Source organism: Arthrobacter sp. MP_M4, from assembly GCF_035984855.1.
GTDB lineage: Bacteria > Actinomycetota > Actinomycetes > Actinomycetales > Micrococcaceae > Arthrobacter.
In genome coordinates this window covers 238577-254721 of the sequence record NZ_JAXCHX010000001.1, presented here as the reverse complement: position 1 = coordinate 254721, position 16145 = coordinate 238577, and the positions used below count along the sequence as shown (strand labels likewise).

13 protein-coding genes are annotated in these 16145 nt (G+C 67.0%); 6 read left to right on the top strand and 7 right to left on the bottom strand.

The window, feature by feature from the left end; all coding sequences use genetic code 11:
• Positions 1-5 precede the first annotated feature (5 nt).
• Together RCH15_RS01240 and RCH15_RS01235 are read left to right on the top strand one after the other, a co-directional pair.
• Positions 6-677 carry a trimeric intracellular cation channel family protein gene (locus RCH15_RS01240; RefSeq protein WP_326957238.1) on the top strand — a complete coding sequence of 224 codons (672 nt, stop codon included), beginning with the start codon at positions 6-8 and terminating at the stop codon, positions 675-677.
• Positions 678-691: 14 nt separating this feature from the next.
• Positions 692-1120 carry a hypothetical protein gene (locus RCH15_RS01235; protein WP_326957234.1) on the top strand — a complete coding sequence of 143 codons (429 nt, stop codon included), beginning with the start codon at positions 692-694 and terminating at the stop codon, positions 1118-1120.
• Positions 1121-1621: 501 nt separating this feature from the next.
• On the opposite strand, the gene RCH15_RS01230 is transcribed toward RCH15_RS01235, so the two are convergent.
• From RCH15_RS01230 to RCH15_RS01220, 3 genes are read right to left on the bottom strand one after another with little or no spacing between them, the layout of a single operon-like run.
• Complete coding sequence (locus tag RCH15_RS01230) at positions 1622-2722, bottom strand: polyprenyl synthetase family protein (protein WP_326957232.1); 1101 nt, start codon at positions 2720-2722, stop codon at positions 1622-1624.
• Complete coding sequence (locus RCH15_RS01225; RefSeq protein WP_326957230.1) at positions 2719-4068, bottom strand: geranylgeranyl reductase family protein; 1350 nt, start codon at positions 4066-4068, stop codon at positions 2719-2721. Before RCH15_RS01225 ends, RCH15_RS01230 begins: the two co-directional genes overlap by 4 nt.
• A 12-nt stretch (positions 4069-4080) precedes the next feature.
• The gene (locus tag RCH15_RS01220; protein ID WP_326957229.1) at positions 4081-4878 is read right to left on the bottom strand and encodes a demethylmenaquinone methyltransferase; all 798 of its coding nucleotides are present in this window, start codon (positions 4876-4878) and stop codon (positions 4081-4083) included.
• Positions 4879-4964: 86 nt separating this feature from the next.
• On the opposite strand from RCH15_RS01220, the gene RCH15_RS01215 reads away from it, so the two are divergent.
• From RCH15_RS01215 to RCH15_RS01200, 4 genes are all read left to right on the top strand, one after another.
• Complete coding sequence (locus tag RCH15_RS01215) at positions 4965-6290, top strand: isochorismate synthase (protein ID WP_326957227.1); 1326 nt, start codon at positions 4965-4967, stop codon at positions 6288-6290.
• A 186-nt stretch (positions 6291-6476) separates the two neighbouring features.
• Positions 6477-7430: an ABC transporter substrate-binding protein gene (locus RCH15_RS01210; protein ID WP_326957226.1), complete on the top strand. Its 954-nt coding sequence runs from the start codon at positions 6477-6479 to the stop codon at positions 7428-7430.
• A gap of 35 nt (positions 7431-7465) precedes the next feature.
• Positions 7466-8440 carry an amino acid ABC transporter permease gene (locus tag RCH15_RS01205; RefSeq protein ID WP_326957224.1) on the top strand — a complete coding sequence of 325 codons (975 nt, stop codon included), beginning with the start codon at positions 7466-7468 and terminating at the stop codon, positions 8438-8440.
• A complete protein-coding gene (locus RCH15_RS01200; RefSeq protein WP_326957222.1) occupies positions 8437-9213 on the top strand; it encodes an amino acid ABC transporter ATP-binding protein in 777 nt (258 codons plus the stop codon). Before RCH15_RS01205 ends, RCH15_RS01200 begins: the two co-directional genes overlap by 4 nt.
• A gap of 156 nt (positions 9214-9369) precedes the next feature.
• Here the strand turns inward: RCH15_RS01200 and RCH15_RS01195 are convergent, their stop codons facing one another.
• The 4 genes from RCH15_RS01195 to RCH15_RS01180 form a co-directional block, all read right to left on the bottom strand.
• On the bottom strand, positions 9370-10323 hold the full coding sequence (locus RCH15_RS01195; protein WP_326957220.1) for a hypothetical protein: 954 nt from the start codon (positions 10321-10323) through the stop codon (positions 9370-9372).
• Positions 10324-10789: 466 nt separating this feature from the next.
• Complete coding sequence (gene menD / locus RCH15_RS01190; RefSeq protein WP_326957218.1) at positions 10790-12496, bottom strand: 2-succinyl-5-enolpyruvyl-6-hydroxy-3-cyclohexene-1-carboxylic-acid synthase; 1707 nt, start codon at positions 12494-12496, stop codon at positions 10790-10792.
• A complete protein-coding gene (gene argS / locus RCH15_RS01185) occupies positions 12493-14304 on the bottom strand; it encodes an arginine--tRNA ligase (protein WP_326957216.1) in 1812 nt (603 codons plus the stop codon). The genes menD and argS overlap by 4 nt, the downstream gene beginning before the upstream one ends.
• A 65-nt stretch (positions 14305-14369) precedes the next feature.
• On the bottom strand, positions 14370-16124 hold the full coding sequence (locus tag RCH15_RS01180) for a multicopper oxidase family protein (RefSeq protein ID WP_326957215.1): 1755 nt from the start codon (positions 16122-16124) through the stop codon (positions 14370-14372).
• Between the last annotated feature and the right edge of the window lie 21 nt (positions 16125-16145).

The following is a 16145-nucleotide window of genomic DNA, read 5'->3' as shown; positions in this document are numbered from 1 at the left end:
CCTCCATGACTTTTTCCTTCAGCGCCGTCCTGGTGTGGCTGGACCTCGCCGGTGTGTTCTTCTTCGCGGTGTCCGGGTCGCTGCTCGCGGCGCGGAAGCAGTTCGACATCATCGGCTCCCTGCTGCTGGCCTCGGTGGTGAGCCTGGGCGGCGGCGTGATCCGCGATATCATCATCAACGCCGGCCCGCCCGCAGCCTTCACCAACCCTGCCTATCTGGCGCCGCCGCTGCTCGCCACGGTGCTGGTGTACTTCCTGTTCTCCAGCTTCCAGCGCTACACCTCGCTGCTCATCCTGTTCGACGCCGGCGGGCTGGCGCTCTTTTGCATCACCGGCACCCTCAAGGCTCTGGGCGCCGGGATGAATCCCGTGGCGGCGCTGTTGCTCGGGGTCACGACAGCGGTGGGTGGCGGCCTGCTGCGGGACATTACCGCCAATGAGGTGCCGCAGCTGTTCGACCCGAAGGATCTCTATGCGCTGCCGGCGTTTGCGGGGGCCGCGCTGACCGTGGGCCTGACCATCACCGGCACCTTCAACGCGGTAACCGCCGGTGCCGTAGCGGCCATCGTCTTCGCCTTCCGCGTCACCGCATGGCGGCGGCAATGGCACGTCCCGCTGGCGGTCCGCGGCTGGCACCGGCTCGGCCTGGGGGCGGCGGATGGCGGCACCAGGAATTAGCTAGGATGAGAACCATGACTGACATGTTCCTCGAGAAATTCCGCGCGCTTGTTCCGAAGTATCTCGAAGACGAATGGCAGGAAGAGGATGGCCTGGCCCCTGACGAACTCGACTCGGCACTCGACGAGCACCAGTTCCAGGTTCCGCTGGTGCTGCGGGAGTTCTACCTCGCGGTCGGCGGCTGCGAGGACATCATGGAGGCGTACCACTACTTCTGGGACCCCGAGGAACTCGAAGTCGACGATGAAGGCTTCCTGATGTTCCTTGAGGACGAGGAGGAACAGTTCACCTGGGGCTTCCGCGTGGGCGACCTCAGCGTCCCGGACCCCATTGTGTACCGCCGCAATAATGCCCGCGGCCAGTGGAAGAGTGAAGAAGGAACGTTCTCGGAGTTCGTCTTCGACATGTTCGAATGGGCGTTCACCGACGACGACGAGGACTAGGCTTCGGCTCAGCGGATGACCCGGCCCCGGAGGACCTATGCGGCACCGTTCCGGTTTCCGGGCAGCCGTCGCTCCAGGGTCGTACGTCCTTGCCGCAAGGCGCTTTCCACCATGACCGCCGCATCCACCGGGGGCCGACACCGGGGCCGACACCGGGGATCCACCGGGGGCCGACACCGCAAGGCCTGCCGCAGCGTGTCGGTCAGCCCGGCCACCGGCGGGGAGACTCCGCCTGGACATCGTCAGAATCATGTGACACGTGATTTACAAGAGGTCTGGACAGTGTGACATTTCTGTCATAGTCTCATTTATGGGTTCACTGAATGCCTCCGGTGGATCTGATGCGAACGGAGAAATGGCCCCGGTTCGACACAACGACTGACGCGGAACGTTGTGGGAAACCGGGGCCATTCCGCTGCATCGGGAGAACCGCCCAAGGCACACAAGGCGTGCGGCGCAGATGCACCGCCGAAGGCGGGACCTCGTCCCCGCTCACCACGCTCAGCTGGCGCGGTCCACCACGGCCTGCGCGAAGTGGGTCAGCGAGCTCTTCACAACACCTTCGGGCAGCGGCGCGAGTGCGGCAATGGCCTCATCGGCCCAGGCCCGCGCGACTACCCAGGATTCCGCGGTCACCGGGTGCTCCCGGAGACCGGCGACGGCGGCGGCGAGGGCTTCATCGGAGCTGAGGTCGCCGTCGATCAGCTGAAGGAGTTCGACGGCGGACTGGTCGCCCCCCTCGGCCTTCTTGCGCAGCAGCAGCACCGGCAGTGTCGGCACTCCTTCGCGCAGGTCGGTGCCCGGGGACTTGCCGGACTTGACCTTGACACCTGTGACGTCAATGACGTCGTCGGCCAGCTGGAAAGCCACGCCCACCTTCTCGCCGTACTCGACCAGCAAGGCCTCGTAGGTCTCATCGGCGCCGGAGAAGATCGCACCCAGCTGGCCGGAGGCGGCCACCAGTGAGCCCGTCTTGTCGGCGATGACCGAGAGGTAGTGCTCTACAGGGTCCTCGTCCGGGCGGGGGCCAACAGTTTCGTGCAGCTGGCCCAGGCAGAGCCGCTCAAAGGTGCGGGCCTGGATGCCGAGGGCCCTGGAGCCGAGTTCCGAGACCAGGATGGACGCCCGGGCGAAGATCAGGTCACCGGTCAACACCGCAACGGAGTTGCCCCAGACCTCGTGCGCCGTTGGGGCCCCGCGGCGGAACGGCGCGGAATCCATCACGTCGTCGTGGTAGAGCGTCGCCAGGTGGGTCAGTTCCACCACGACGGCGGCCTGAACCACCGCCGGCCGGGAGGCGTCACCCAGGTGGGCGCAGAGCAGTGTCAGGAGCGGACGGATGCGCTTGCCGCCGGCTTCAACGAGGTGGCGCGAAGTAGCGTCAGCCAGCGGATCCGAGTTGGCAATGGCTTCGCGGAGCTTTTTCTCGACGCGGGCCAGGTTGGTGGTGATCTCGGGACCAAGGTCGGGGTCCCCCGCGATGGCGGCAAATCCGGCCGGCAGCTGCAAACCGGTGGCAATGGCGGTGGTGTTGAGGCTGGGCTCAGAGCTCGGCAGGCCGTGTCCGGCGTGCGTCCAGCTTTGGTCTGCAGAGTTGGTCACGGGTTAACCCTAACTTTTGTTGCGGAATCCGCGGAGTTGGCGCTGGAGGTAAACGAGTCGGACCGGCCCTGGTTGAATGTGGCCGGAACCAGCGATTCGAGAACCCGGATGACGCGGTCCTCGAACCCCTTGGCCGCGGGATCCGTCAGGTTGGCCAGTAACCGCACCACAAACCGCATGAGGACGGGAATGGGCATGCCCGTCCGGAGTGCCAGCTTCATGACGGCCGGCTTGCCGATCAGGGCAGCGAAGGCCCGGCCCAGCGTGAAGTGCGAACCCCACTGGTCCCGGATGTAGTCCGCGTACCGCGCCAGATGCGCGTCGGCGTCGTACGTTCCGCCGGAGGAAACGGAGCGGGCGGCGGCGTCAACGATGAACTCGGCCGCGAACCGGGCGGACTCCATTGCGTAGGAGATGCCCTCGCCATTGAACGGGGAAACCATGCCGCCGGCGTCGCCAAGCAGCAACAGCCCCGGGGAGTAGTGCGGGGTGCGGTTGAAGCCCATGGGCAGCGCGGCTCCGCGGATCTCGCCCACCTGGTTTTCCGGCGTGAATCCCCAGTCCGCAGGCATGCCGGCCGTCCACTCGCGCAGGACCTGCTTGTAGTCCAGCTTGCCGAATTCCTTGGAGGAGTTCAGGATGCCCAGGCCCACGTTGGAGGTTCCGTCGCCGACGCCGAACACCCAGCCGTAACCGGGCAGCAGCTTGCCGTCGCGGCCGGGGAGCTCCAGCCAGCCTTCCATCCAGTCGTCGTTGGTGCGCGGGCTCGTGAAGTAGGTGCGGACGGCCACGCCGAGCGGACGGTCGTCGCGCTTACGAAGTCCCAGCGAGACCGCGGTGCGGCTGGAATTTCCGTCCGCGGCCAGGACGACGTCGGCGGGAAAGTCGCGGGTTTCGCCGGTTTTGCGGCCGGCGTCGTCCAGCAGGGCGGCGCGGACCCCGGTGACCCGGCCGTCGTCCGAGCGCAGCGCCCCGGTAACACTGTGGTGTTCCAGCACGAGCGCGCCGGCGGACTGGGCATGCCGGGCCAGTTCTTCGTCGAAGCCCAGCCGGGTCCGGATCAGCCCGTACTGCGGGAAGTCGGAGACCTCGGGCCAGGGAAGTTCGATGCTGCGGCCGCCTGCCAGCAGGCGCAGCCCCTTGTTCCGGCGCCAGCCGTCGGCCTCGGGGTGCGGCAGGCCCAGTTTCTGGATCTCGCGGACGGCGCGGGGGGTGAGCCCGTCGCCGCAGACTTTTTCGCGCGGGAAGCTGGTTTTTTCCAGCACCGTGACGTCAAGGCCCGCCTGCGCCAGGTAGTAGGCGGCGGTGGACCCGGCCGGACCGGCTCCGACGATCAGTACTTTCACGGCCGCGGCAAACTAACGCCCGGGCCGGGTGTTGCGGCGCAGCTTCGCTACGGGTCCGGTGTGCGCGGCGAGGGCGGCGGCGGCCGCTGCCGGACCGTTTTCGGGGCCGGGCCCGCCGCCGGGCTTGACGGCGCGGTGCACCGCGACAATGCCGCCGCTGAGATTGCGGTAGGTGACGCTCTCCCAGCCGGCTTCCTGCAGCCAAGCGGCGAGGTGGTCCTGGTCCGGCCAGGCGCGGATGGACTCGGCGAGGTAGACGTAGGCATCCGGGTTGGAAGAGACCTTGACAGCGATCGCAGGCAACGCGCGCATCAGGTATTCGGTGTACATGGTGCGCCACAGCGGCACGACGGGCTGGGAAAACTCAGCGATGACAAGCTTGCCGCCGGGCTTTGTAACCCGCAGCATCTCATCCAGAGCCTTCTTCGGCTCGTTGACGTTGCGCAGGCCAAAGGAGATGGTGCTGGCATCGAAGGTGTTGTCCGCGAAGGGCAGACGCGTCGCGTCACCGGCGATGAAATCGATGTCGGGGCGGCGGCGCTTGCCCACCTTGAGCATGCCGAGCGAGAAGTCGCAGGCGATGACGTCAATGCCGGCGTCGGCATACGGCTCGCTGGAAGTGCCGGTGCCTGCGGCGAGGTCCAGCACCCGCTGGCCCGCTTTCACGCCCATGGCTTCAACCACAATTTTGCGCCAACGGCGCGTCTGCCCCATCGACAGGACGTCGTTGACGACGTCGTATTTGGGGGCGACGTCGTCAAACATCGTGGCTACTTCGTCCGGACGCTTATCCAAGGATGCTCGGTTCACCCTGTCATTGTCTCAAATGTTCGGCACACCTCCGAACCACGCCTTGATCAGGGCCTCCGCGGGCGCGGGAGTAGTGTTGTCTCACTATGACGAGCACGTTCCGAACCTTGACAGTCCCCCTCGACGCTGGTGCATTCCCCGGGGGGCTGCCGTCGCTTCTGGTCCGGGACGATCTCCTCTACTGGACCCGACGCGAAGCCGGGCTGGTTGGCTTCGGTGAGGTGGCCCGCTTCACCGCCACGGGTCCTGACCGGTTCCTTGAGGCCGACATCTGGTGGCGCCACCTGGTCCTGGAGGCCGAGATCCAGGACAGCGTGGAGTGGCCCGGCACCGGCCCCGTCGCTTTCGGCTCGTTCGCCTTCTCCAAGGCCTCCGCGCACGCCTCAAGGCTGGTGGTGCCCGAAATCGTCGTTGGACTACGGGACGGCAAGGCGTGGCTGACCCAGTTAACGTTCGACGACGGCGGCCTCACCGAGGCGGGCGCCCGCGCCGCGCTGGACCGCTGGCTGGGGACACCCGGCGTCGTTCCCTCCGGGACGGAAATTGACGCCGAGGCCGCGCCGCGGGAAGCGACACTGGCCACCGGGTCGCTGAGTGAGGCGGACTGGATGGCCGCCGTGGCCGCCGGCGTAGCGGAAATCCGCACCGGGGCGCTTGAGAAGCTGGTGCTGGCCCGGGACATTGTTGCCACCGTCCCTGCCGGGGTGAATGCCGCCGAGATCCTCCGCCAGCTCGCCGTCCGGTACCGGGAATGCTGGACCTACGGCGTCGACGGACTCGTGGGCGCCACCCCCGAGATGCTGATCCAGGTGGAGGGCCGCACCGCCCAGGCCCGGGTCCTGGCCGGGACCCTCGACCGCCGTGACGCCGACGGCCTGGACGGCTCCCCGCTGGAGTTTGCCGAGCGGGTGTTGGCCGGATCCGAGAAGCAGCGGCATGAACATGACATCGCCATCCAGTCCCTCACCACCCAGCTGGCGCCCTTCTCCGAGGCCATGAACGCGCACAGCGAGCCGTTCATTCTTGAACTGCCGAATGTCTGGCATCTTGCCTCCGATGTGAAGGCCGAGCTCACGGAGGTTGAAGGTCACGTGCCCACCAGCCTGGCCCTGATCAATGCCCTGCACCCAACGGCGGCGGTCTGCGGCACCCCGACTACGGTGGCGGGCGCCCTGATCCGCAAGCTGGAGCACCTGGACCGCGGCCCCTATGCCGGACCGGTCGGCTGGCTTGATGCGGCCGGCAACGGGGAATGGGGCATAGCGCTGCGCGGGGCCGTCATCGAGTCTGCGCAGACCGTACGCCTCTACGCCGGCTGCGGCGTCGTGGAGGGCTCCGTGCCGGAAGTGGAGCTGGCCGAGACATGGGCAAAGTTCCGGCCCATGCTGGAGTCCCTCGGCATCGAGAGCTAGGCTCTGGACTGCCGGTCCGGGGAATCCGGGATTTCAGACACGGGAGCATGTGAAAGTCTTGTCAGTGTGCCCGGATTTGTTATCTCATAGTAAAACTTAGTTTTCTGTGATGTACATCTCTCGTTCGGCGATACACTATAAACCGACTTAGCCCAACGCATCCCTCCTGCTACAAAAGGTATGAAAATGCAGATCTCCCGTTCGCTCCTGAGCACCTCCACACTCAAGGCAGCCACCGTATTTGCCGTTGGCGCCCTGGCGCTCACCGCCTGCACCAACGCCTCCGAAACTGCAACCCCTGCCGCGCCCTCCGTGTCCGGCAGTGCCGCGGCCAGCTTCGATCCGAGCACCGTCCAGAAGGACGACGCCCTGGCAGCCATGGTCCCCGAAGCCATCAAGACCAAAGGCACCCTGACCGTTGGCTCGGATACCTCTTACGCGCCTGCGGAATTCCTGGGCACCGACGGCCAGACCCCCGTGGGCTACGACGTCGACATCGCCAAGGCAATCGGCGCCACCCTCGGTCTGAAAGTCCAGGTGCAGACGTCGGAATTCACCGGCATCCTGCCGGCCCTGGGCCCGAAGTACGATCTCGGTATCTCCTCGTTCACGATCAACCCGGAGCGACTCGGCGCGGTCAACATGGTCAGCTACTTCAACGCCGGCACCGCCTGGGCGGTGCAGAAGGGCAACCCGAAGAAGATCTCGCTGGATGAGCTCTGCGGCAAGTCCGTGGGCGTACAGACCGGCACCGTCCAGGAAGATCCGGACCTGTCGGACCGCAGCAAGAAGTGCGTCGCGGACGGCAAGCAGCCCATCAACGTCGTGACGCTCAAGAACCAGACGGACATCACCACACGCCTGGTCAACGGCAGCGTCGATGCGATGGCCGCCGATTCGCCCATCATTGGCTACGCCATCACCCAGACCAACGGCCAGATCGAGAAAATCGGCGACGTCTACGATTCCGCACCGCAGGGGATTGCCGTGGCCAAGTCCGACCTTGCCCTGGCCGAGCTCGTCCAGAAGACCGTCGCCAAGCTCATGGAGAACGGCTCGTACAAGAAGATCCTGGAAGGCTGGGGCAACGCCGACGGCGCCCTCACCAAGTCCGAGGTCAACCCGGCGGTCGGCTCTTGAGTTTTCCCGCCACCAGCCACCCCTCAGGTAAACAGATGGACAGCCAGCAGGAAAGACCGGAAGCCCCGGTAGTGCTTAATGATCCGGTGCCGGTGCGGCATCCGGGCCGCTGGATCAGCGCCGTCATCATCCTCGGTGTGCTCGCCCTGTTCCTCCAGAGCCTGGTTACCAACCCCAACTTCCGCTGGGACATCGTGGGGACGTACATCCTCGACACGAAGGTGGTGCAGGGCGTCGGCTGGACGCTGCTGCTGACGGTGGCCGCCATGGTCTTGGCCATCGTCCTTGCCATCCTCCTGGCGTTCATGCGCCAGTCGGAAAATCCGGTGTTCCGCTGGTCCAGCTGGGCCTGGGTCTGGTTCTTCCGCGGAACTCCGGTGTACACGCAGCTGGTTTTCTGGGGCCTGATCTCGGTCCTGTATCCCAAGATCACCGCCGGCATCCCGTTCGGTCCCGAGTGGTTCGCCGTGGACACCAGCACCGTGGTCACCACCACAGCTGCAGCCATTTTGGGCCTGGGCCTGAATGAGTCCGCTTACCTGGCGGAGATTTTTCGGGCCGGCCTCAAGTCAGTGGACCGCGGCCAGGAGGAAGCTGCCGAGGCCCTCGGCATGGGCAAGACCAAGATCATGTGGCGGATCATCCTGCCACAGGCCATGCGGGTGATCGTGCCGCCCACCGGCAACGAAACCATCGGCATGCTGAAGACCACCTCATTGGTCCTGGCCGTGCCCTTCACCCTGGACCTGACGTTTGCCACGAACACCCTGGCTAACCGGACCTATCTGCCCGTACCGCTGCTGATCGTCGCGGCAATCTGGTATCTCGTGATCACCAGCTTGTTGATGGTGGGCCAGCACTACATCGAGGCTTACTACGGCAAGGGCGTGGACAACCTTGCTCCGGCCGCAATCAACCCGGCGGCAGCCAAAGCCGCCGGAGCCGGTGCGCCGGGTGGCGCGGCCGATCCGACGATGAAGAAGGACTACCCCGTGGAGGAGGCAAAATGACGACGACCACTGCGACACCGCAGGTGCGGATCGAGGGCCTCCATAAGTTTTATGGCCAGCACCATGTGCTGCGCGGCATTGATCTCGAGGTGAACCGGGGCGAGGTGTCCGTGGTCATTGGCCCGTCGGGGTCCGGTAAGTCCACCATGCTCAGGTGCGTGAACCTGCTGGAGACCATCAGTGCCGGCCGTATCTCCGTCGGTGGGAAGCTGATCGGCTACCGCGACGTCAACGGCCGGCTCCACGACCTCAAAACCAGGCAAATCGCTGCCCAGCGCCGCGAGATCGGCATGGTGTTCCAGCGCTTCAACCTCTTCCCGCACAAGACGGCCCTCTATAACGTTATGGAAGCGCCGGTGCAGGTCAAGGGCCAGTCCCGGGACGCTGCCCGGAAGCGGGCCATGGAACTGCTGGACCGGGTGGGGCTCTCGGATCACGCCGGCCACTACCCGTCGCAGCTTTCCGGCGGGCAGCAGCAGCGGGTGGCGATCGCTCGTGCTTTGGCCATGGATCCGGAACTTATGCTCTTCGACGAACCCACGTCTGCGCTGGATCCCGAGCTGGTGGGCGATGTTCTGAACGTCATGAAGGACCTCGCCAAGTCGGGCATGACCATGATTGTGGTGACCCACGAGATCGGCTTCGCCCGCGAGGTGGGCGACCGCCTGACGTTCATGGACGGCGGTGTCGTGGTGGAATCCGGTGATCCCCAGCAGGTCCTGGCCAATCCGCAGCATCCCCGCACCAAGGAGTTCCTCCGCCGGGTGCTGTAGCTGCAGCTTTCGGTTGGCGAGGCGCGGATGCCTTGGCGCACCCGGGTACCCCTTGGCGCTGCTTATTTAGCCTGGCGACGCGCAAAAGCCCTGGCGCTACCGGATTACGGCAGCGTGAGGGCTTTTGCGCGTCATGAGGCCGATTGTGCGTCGCTATCACCGCGCAGAACGTGCACGACGCCGGGGCACGCCCGCCGCTGTCAGCGTCCTTTCGAGTTGCCCGGCTGCCATCAGATCGGCCCAGACCCAGCGGACCACGCCGTTTCCCACAGCCCGGATCCTGTTCTCCCTGTCCTTTTCGTCGACGACGGCCTGCGAGACAGTCCGGCCCTTCAGATACTCGGGCTTGACGTACTTTTCGACGCCGTCGAACTCCCCCGCCACCCGCACGCCGTCCCAGTAGTAGTCCGTGTAGCCGACGAGCCCTGAACCATCGCGGATCTCACGCTGGAGTTCCGGCGCCTCAAACCCGGCCACCCACATGAGGGCCCTGCTGTATGACTCGCCGGGAGACCCGGACCGCGGATCGGCAAACTCCACTGCCACCCGGATCCGCCTCGCGGCAGCCGCGGTGTAATTTCCCCCGACTCCGGCCAAGAGCTGCTCCTTCGTGAGAGCCGGCAGACCCTGGGCAACATCCGGTTTGAGCACATGGTCGACAGGCACTACGGCCTCGACAAACGGTGAGAAGGCTGCGAGGTCCAGCACTGTGCGAACCCTCCCGGTCACCAGAAGCCCGTCCCTCCGGACGCACTTTAATCCGGCCTGCGGGGCATAGTGCCGGAGCACTCCCGCCCGCGAGCGGCCGCCGTCGTTCTGCAGGGTCAGTGCGTGCACGGGGTGCCGCAGTCCGATGGTCGGGATGCGCCACACGGCAGCGGCGGAGTGCCGGGCGAAGACCGTCGGAGCAACAAAGGACTCCGCGGCGGCACCGACCCGGACCCGGTACTGCTCCCAAGGCTTCAAGGCCCGCCAGACGCCACCGTCGACGTAGACGCCGCGGCGCACTCGGACCAGCGCACCCGAGTTGCAGCGGCTGGCCAGCTCCTTGGGGGTCAGCCCGTGCTGGATGTGCTCGCGGGCCAGGATCAGCTTTGGCAGCTCGTTCATGGAACGAAGGTCCCAGCCCGTCGGCGGCCGCACCATGCCCCGGGGCGGCGATGTGGATAACCCGACGCGGTTCCGTTCTGCGACGCGGTTCCGTTCTGCGACACGCTTCCGGTTGTGCGCGGCGCGAAAATCCTGACGCGGTCGGTATACGGGCGCGCCGGGCATTTGGCGCGTCAGGAGGTACGTTCGGCGTCGCAGGGCTGATAGCGCATCGTCAGGTACCCCCGCGCATTGCCCGGCTGGTTGCGCGCGGTTGCCCCCTCATCCTGCGACACCCTTCCGGTTGTGCGCGGCGCGAAAATCCTGACGCGGTCGGTATACGGGCGCGCCGGGCATTTGGCGCGTCAGGAGGTACGTTCGGCGTCGCGGGGCGCGTGGAGGCACGTCGCGGACCCGGGCTGCCCTCATCTCGCACGTGAGCGCGGCCTTCCCCGCCAGCACCGAGCCCACGTAAGCAACGGAAACGCTACTCCGCCGCGAGCACCCCGGCCACGGCGGCCCCGACGGCGGCCTTGATGCGCGCGTGCAGGTCCCGCAGCCCGCGCCGCTCCGTCCGCACCTCGATGAGGCTGCGGCCCTCCCACGGCTCCGCCAGCGCCGCGGCGAGCTCCGCCGTCGTGCTGACCGACCGGTGTGCGACGCCGTAAGCTGCCGCCAGTGCCGCAAGGTTTACGCTGTGCGGCGTGCCGAAGAGGCGCTCGACGGCGGTTCCGTAGCGGCCCGCGGCCTCGACGGCACCGTGTTCCAGCAACCCGAAGATGGCTCCGCCGGCGTCGTTGAGGACCACGATCCGCAACGTGGGCTCCGCTTCGCCGGCACCGAGCAGCAGCCCGCCGGCGTCGTGCAGGAACGTGACGTCGCCCAGCAGCACCGTGGTCTCCTGACCGCCGCCGAGGGCGATTCCGGTTGCTGTGGCGAGAGTCCCGTCGATCCCGGCGAGGCCGCGGTTGGCGAAGACGGTGCTGCCGGGCTCCGGGGCGGGCGCCCCGGCGAGGTCGACGTCGCGGATACCGTTGGAAGAGCCCAGCACCAGCTGTCCGCGCGAGTGCTCCCAGACCAGGGCACCGACGGCGGGCCCGGTCACCCCGGGGATAGCAGCCAGGACCTGGTCCACGGCGTGCTGGGCGGCGGCCCCGGCCAGCAGCCAGGCGTCCAGCCAGGCTGCGGAGCCGACGCCCGCGAAGTCGGCAAGGTCGGCCAGGTTATCGAGCGGGAGTTCGGTCCGGCGGCCGGGCTCGTACCAGGCCACGGGCACCGGCTGGTACAAAGCGGACGGGACATCGGCCCGGGCCAGCAGGGCACTCACCGGCCGGGACAGGGTGGGCCGGCCAAAGAGGACCACACGCTCGATCGGCTGCACGGAATCCGGCCCGAAGGCCTCCAGAAGGAGCCGGTACGGGCCCACGGCGTTCGGCCCGAACCGCGCGTTGGAGGACGGCTCGGCCAGCAAGGGCAGGCCATGGGCGCGGGCAAACGCCTCGGCAACCGGCCCGGCGTCGTGCCCGGCCAGCACCACGGTGCGCCGCTCCGGCAAAGAACCTGCGGCCGGCGGGAAGTCGAGGACCAGCGGGCCGCGGGCCGCCCGGTACACCCGGCGGCCCGACTCGGGCGGCAGTCCGTCGCCCGCGGCGGGAACCAAAGGATCGCGGAAGGCCAGGTTGAGCTGCACCGGACCGGGCGGGGTGTCCTCGAACGCTCCGGTGGCGGCACTGAGCGCGGTCTCGACGGCGCGCCGCGGATCGCTGCCGGCGGGCACATCGGCGGCGAAGCGGACATGCTCACCGAAAAGGTCGAGCTGCACGGTTGTCTGGTTGGCTCCTGTACCCCGGAGCTCCACCGGGCGGTCGGCCGAGATCACCACCAGAGGGACGGCGGCATGATTGGCCTCCATCACCGCCGGCAGCAGGTTGCCGACGGCGGTGCCGGACGTGGTGAGCACGGCCGCGGGCGTGCCGGTGGCGAGGGCAAGGCCGAGGGCCGTGAACCCGGCGTCGCGCTCATCGATCCGGACCAGCAGCTCCACCCGGCCGGCGGCGTCGGCCTCGGCCAGGGCGTATGCCATGGGCGCGGAGCGCGAACCGGGCGCCACCACCACGTAGCGGACTCCTTCCAGCAGCAGGGCCGCGACGGCGATCCGCGCCGCGTCCAGGGCGCTGAGCTCAGCGGAACTCACATGTTCTCCGGCGTCTCGATGCCGAGCAGGTCCAGCCCCTCGGAGAGCCGGCGGAGGACCAGGGCGCACAGCGCAAGCCGCGACTCACGGACCGATTCGCCGGATTTCAGCACCGGGCACTGGTCGTAGAAGGTCGTGAACAGCTGGGCGAGTTCGAACAGGTACGTGCACAGCCTGTGCGGTTCCAGCGCCTCGCGTACTTTGTGCAGGGTGGCGCCGTACTCCAGCAGGTGCAGGGCCAGCGCACGTTCGGCGGGTTCGACGACGGCGATCGGCGTCGCCGGGGCACCGCCGTGGCTGGTGGTCAGGGCAGCCCCGGCAACGGCTGCGCCGGCAGCGTCGCCGCGGAAAGTTCCGGCGGCCCGTGCGGCGTCGTGCCCCGCCAACGTTCCGGCCTTGCGCAGGATCGAGCGGATGCGCGCGGCGGCGTACTGCACGTATGGTCCGGTGTTGCCGCTCAGGGCCAGCATCCGGTCGAAGTCGAAAACATATTCCGTGTCGTGCCCGACGGAGAGGTCGGCGTACTTGACCGCCCCGATGCCCACCTGCCGGGCGGTCACGGCCCGTTCCTCGTCGGTGAGCTCCGGCCTGCTGGCATCGATAACGGCGCGGGCACGGTCGACGGCTTCCTCCAACAGGGCCATCAGCTTGACCGGGGCACCGGAACGGGATTTGAGGATCTTCCCGTCCTCCCCCAGCACGTTGCCGATCTGCACGTGCACGGCCTCGACCGTGTCGGGCAGCCAGCCGGCGTCGCGGGCCGTGGCCATGACCATGCGCAGGTGCATGTTCTGCGGCGCGCCCACCACGTACAGGACACGGCTGGCTTCGAGGTCCCGGACCCGGTACCGGATGGTGGCGAGGTCCGTGGTGCCGTAACCGTAGCCGCCGTCGGACTTGCGGATGATCAGGGGCAGCGGCTGGCCGTCACGTCCGGTGAAGCCGGCCGGAAACGTGCACAGGGCGCCGTCACTGACGCGGGCGAGGCCGCGGTCCTCGAGTTCCTGGCACAGCTGCGCGAGGTGCGCGTCGTAGGAACTTTCGCCTGCGATGTGGTCGTCGGTGAGGCTGATTCCCAGGACCGCGTAGATGGCGTTGAAATAACGCTTGGATTGGGCCACGAGCCGCTGCCAGATGGCGAAGGATTCCTCGTCGCCGCCCTGCAGCGCCACCACCCGCAACCGGGCGCGGGTGGCGAATCCGTCGTCCTCGGCCGCGGAGGCATCGAACTTGGCGCGGGCTGCCTGGTAGAAGGCGCTGGGGTCTTCCACCAGGAGGGCCGCTTCCGGGGACTCTTCGCCGATTTCCAGCCAGTGCTCGATCAGCATGCCGAACGGGGTGCCCCAGTCGCCGATGTGGTTTTGCCGGATGACGGTGTCCCCCAGTGCCTCACAAACCTTCACCAGGCTGTCCCCCACCACGGTGGTGCGCAGGTGGCCGACGTGCATTTCCTTCGCCACGTTCGGGGAGGAATAGTCGACGACGACGCGCTGGGCTTGCGCCGCCGGCACCGCCGGAGCGCCAGGCGACGCAGCGTTGAGCAGCTCTTCGATCCACGTGCCGTCGAAGGTGAGGTTGATGAAGCCGGGGCCGGAGATCTCCGCCGCGGTGCAGATCCCGTCCAGGTCCAGGGCGTCAACAATCCTCGTGGCGGCGTCCCGCGGCGGCATGCCCACCTTCTTGGCCAGGGCCATGGCGGCGTTGATCTGGATGTCCGCGAACTGCGAGGGCCGGACCACCGGATCCGTCCCGCGGTAATCTTCGCCGAACGCGCTGGCAATTGCTGCCTGGACTCTGGGGACAACCATTTCGGCCGGATTATTCACACTGTTCAAATTATCAGTTCCGCCACACCCCCGGCCGCGGGCGGTGCCTAGGCGATGACGTAGCGCTGCATCATGTCGTTATCCTCGTGCTCGAGGATATGGCAGTGCCATACGTATGGCCCGGTGAACGAGGTCTGGAATGCGGTCGCGGAGCCGCCCGCGTTCGCTCCGAACGGTACAACGATCCGGGTGACCTCCCCCGGCATGGCGACGACGGTGTCCTTCCATCCTCGTTCGTTGGCGGGGGGTGCCTTCGGCCCGCCTCGCAGGAACGCGGCAACGGGTGGCGGCGGGAAGGAACCGGTGTTGGCCGCCAACGGTTGCGGCCCGTAAGTGGCTGCCAGATATCCCGCAGAGTCGAACTTCTGCCTGTTGAGCACCTGGAACTGGGTGAAGTGCAAGTGGATCGGGTGAGCGTCGACGGTGGTGTTGACCAGATCCCACCGTTCGAGGGTGTTCGTGGCAACGGTTGTGGTGGCCCCCGGTGCCTCAAAGTTCCTGTTGTTCAGCAACGCCATGAGCGGGGAACCAAACGTGTTAAGGTTCTCAACCATCGTCATGGTCCGGATGGCTGCAACAGGCCGGGCCGCGGGGGCCAGCGGGGTGATGGGCACTGCGCGCAGCGTCGCAGGCAGCGGTACTGTCCACCCTGGTGCGCTGGTCACCGTGAACTGCATGATTTGAGGAAGGGGCAAACCTCCTCGCCGCACTGAGCGCGGCCCGCCCGGGAACGGCGCACGGGCGTCGTTGGTGAGAAGGACCGTGGCGCCCGGCTTCAGTCCGGCGAAGTCGATCACGATGTCGGCCCGTTCACCGGGGCCAAGCAACAGGGTTTTTAGCGGAACGGGAGCGTTGAGCAGGCCACCATCCGAGCCGATCTGGAAAAACGTGCCGGCGGGGCCGGCGGACTTGAGACTGAGACTGTAGAACCGGGCATTGGACCCGTTGTAGACGCGGAACCTGTACTTGCCGCGGGCGACATTAAGGTTAGGCCACGCCTTGCCGTTGACCGTGGCGACGTCGCCGAAGAATTCGGGTGCCCAGGGTTGGCCGGACGTCCCGGGGTTGGCATTGGGCGGGTAGAGGAAGGTGCCGTCGCTGTTGAACATACGATCCTGGATGACCAGCGGCACCTCGAACGGGGCAGGGGGCAGGCCGGTGGTGCCGTCGCCGGGGTCATCGCCGTTGCGGACCAGGTAGCCGCCGGCAAGTCCCGCGAACACGTTGAGCCTCGTGATGCCCAGGGCATGATCGTGATACCAAAGACCGGCGGCCTCCTGGGTGTTCCCGTAGTGGTAGGTCTTCGATGCGCCAGTGACGAAGGTGTCGGTGGGGTCGCCGTCATTGCCCGGGCTGGAGTTCCCGCCATGCAGGTGGATGGAGGCCCGTGGGGCGGTGGCGTCGGCGGCGACGACGCCGTCGAGTCCGTAGTCGATCGCGGAAGCCAGCGGGTGCGTGCCGAGACTATTGACCATTGTCAGGTTGAACGGGACACCCTGCTTCGCCACGATAACTGGGCCAAGGTAGTTCTGCGAGACGGGACCACCCCGGTAGGCAAACGTCGGTGTCGCGGTCATCGCACTATGGAATTGATGGCTTGCGTTGACCATTTCGATGGTTGCGCTGCCACCGCCCGTAGCATCGATGACGCCCATTTGCGCCAGCGTCGGCAGTTGCTCGGTGAAAAGTGTGACCCCTGCTGGAACGGCCGCAGAGGCTGTGGCTGTGATGACCGGCGCCAAGAACAAGCCTGCACCGGCCGCAGCGCCCGCCTCAAACAGAGTTCGCCTGGTGATGTCCATGTCAAACACTCCCGCCTCATC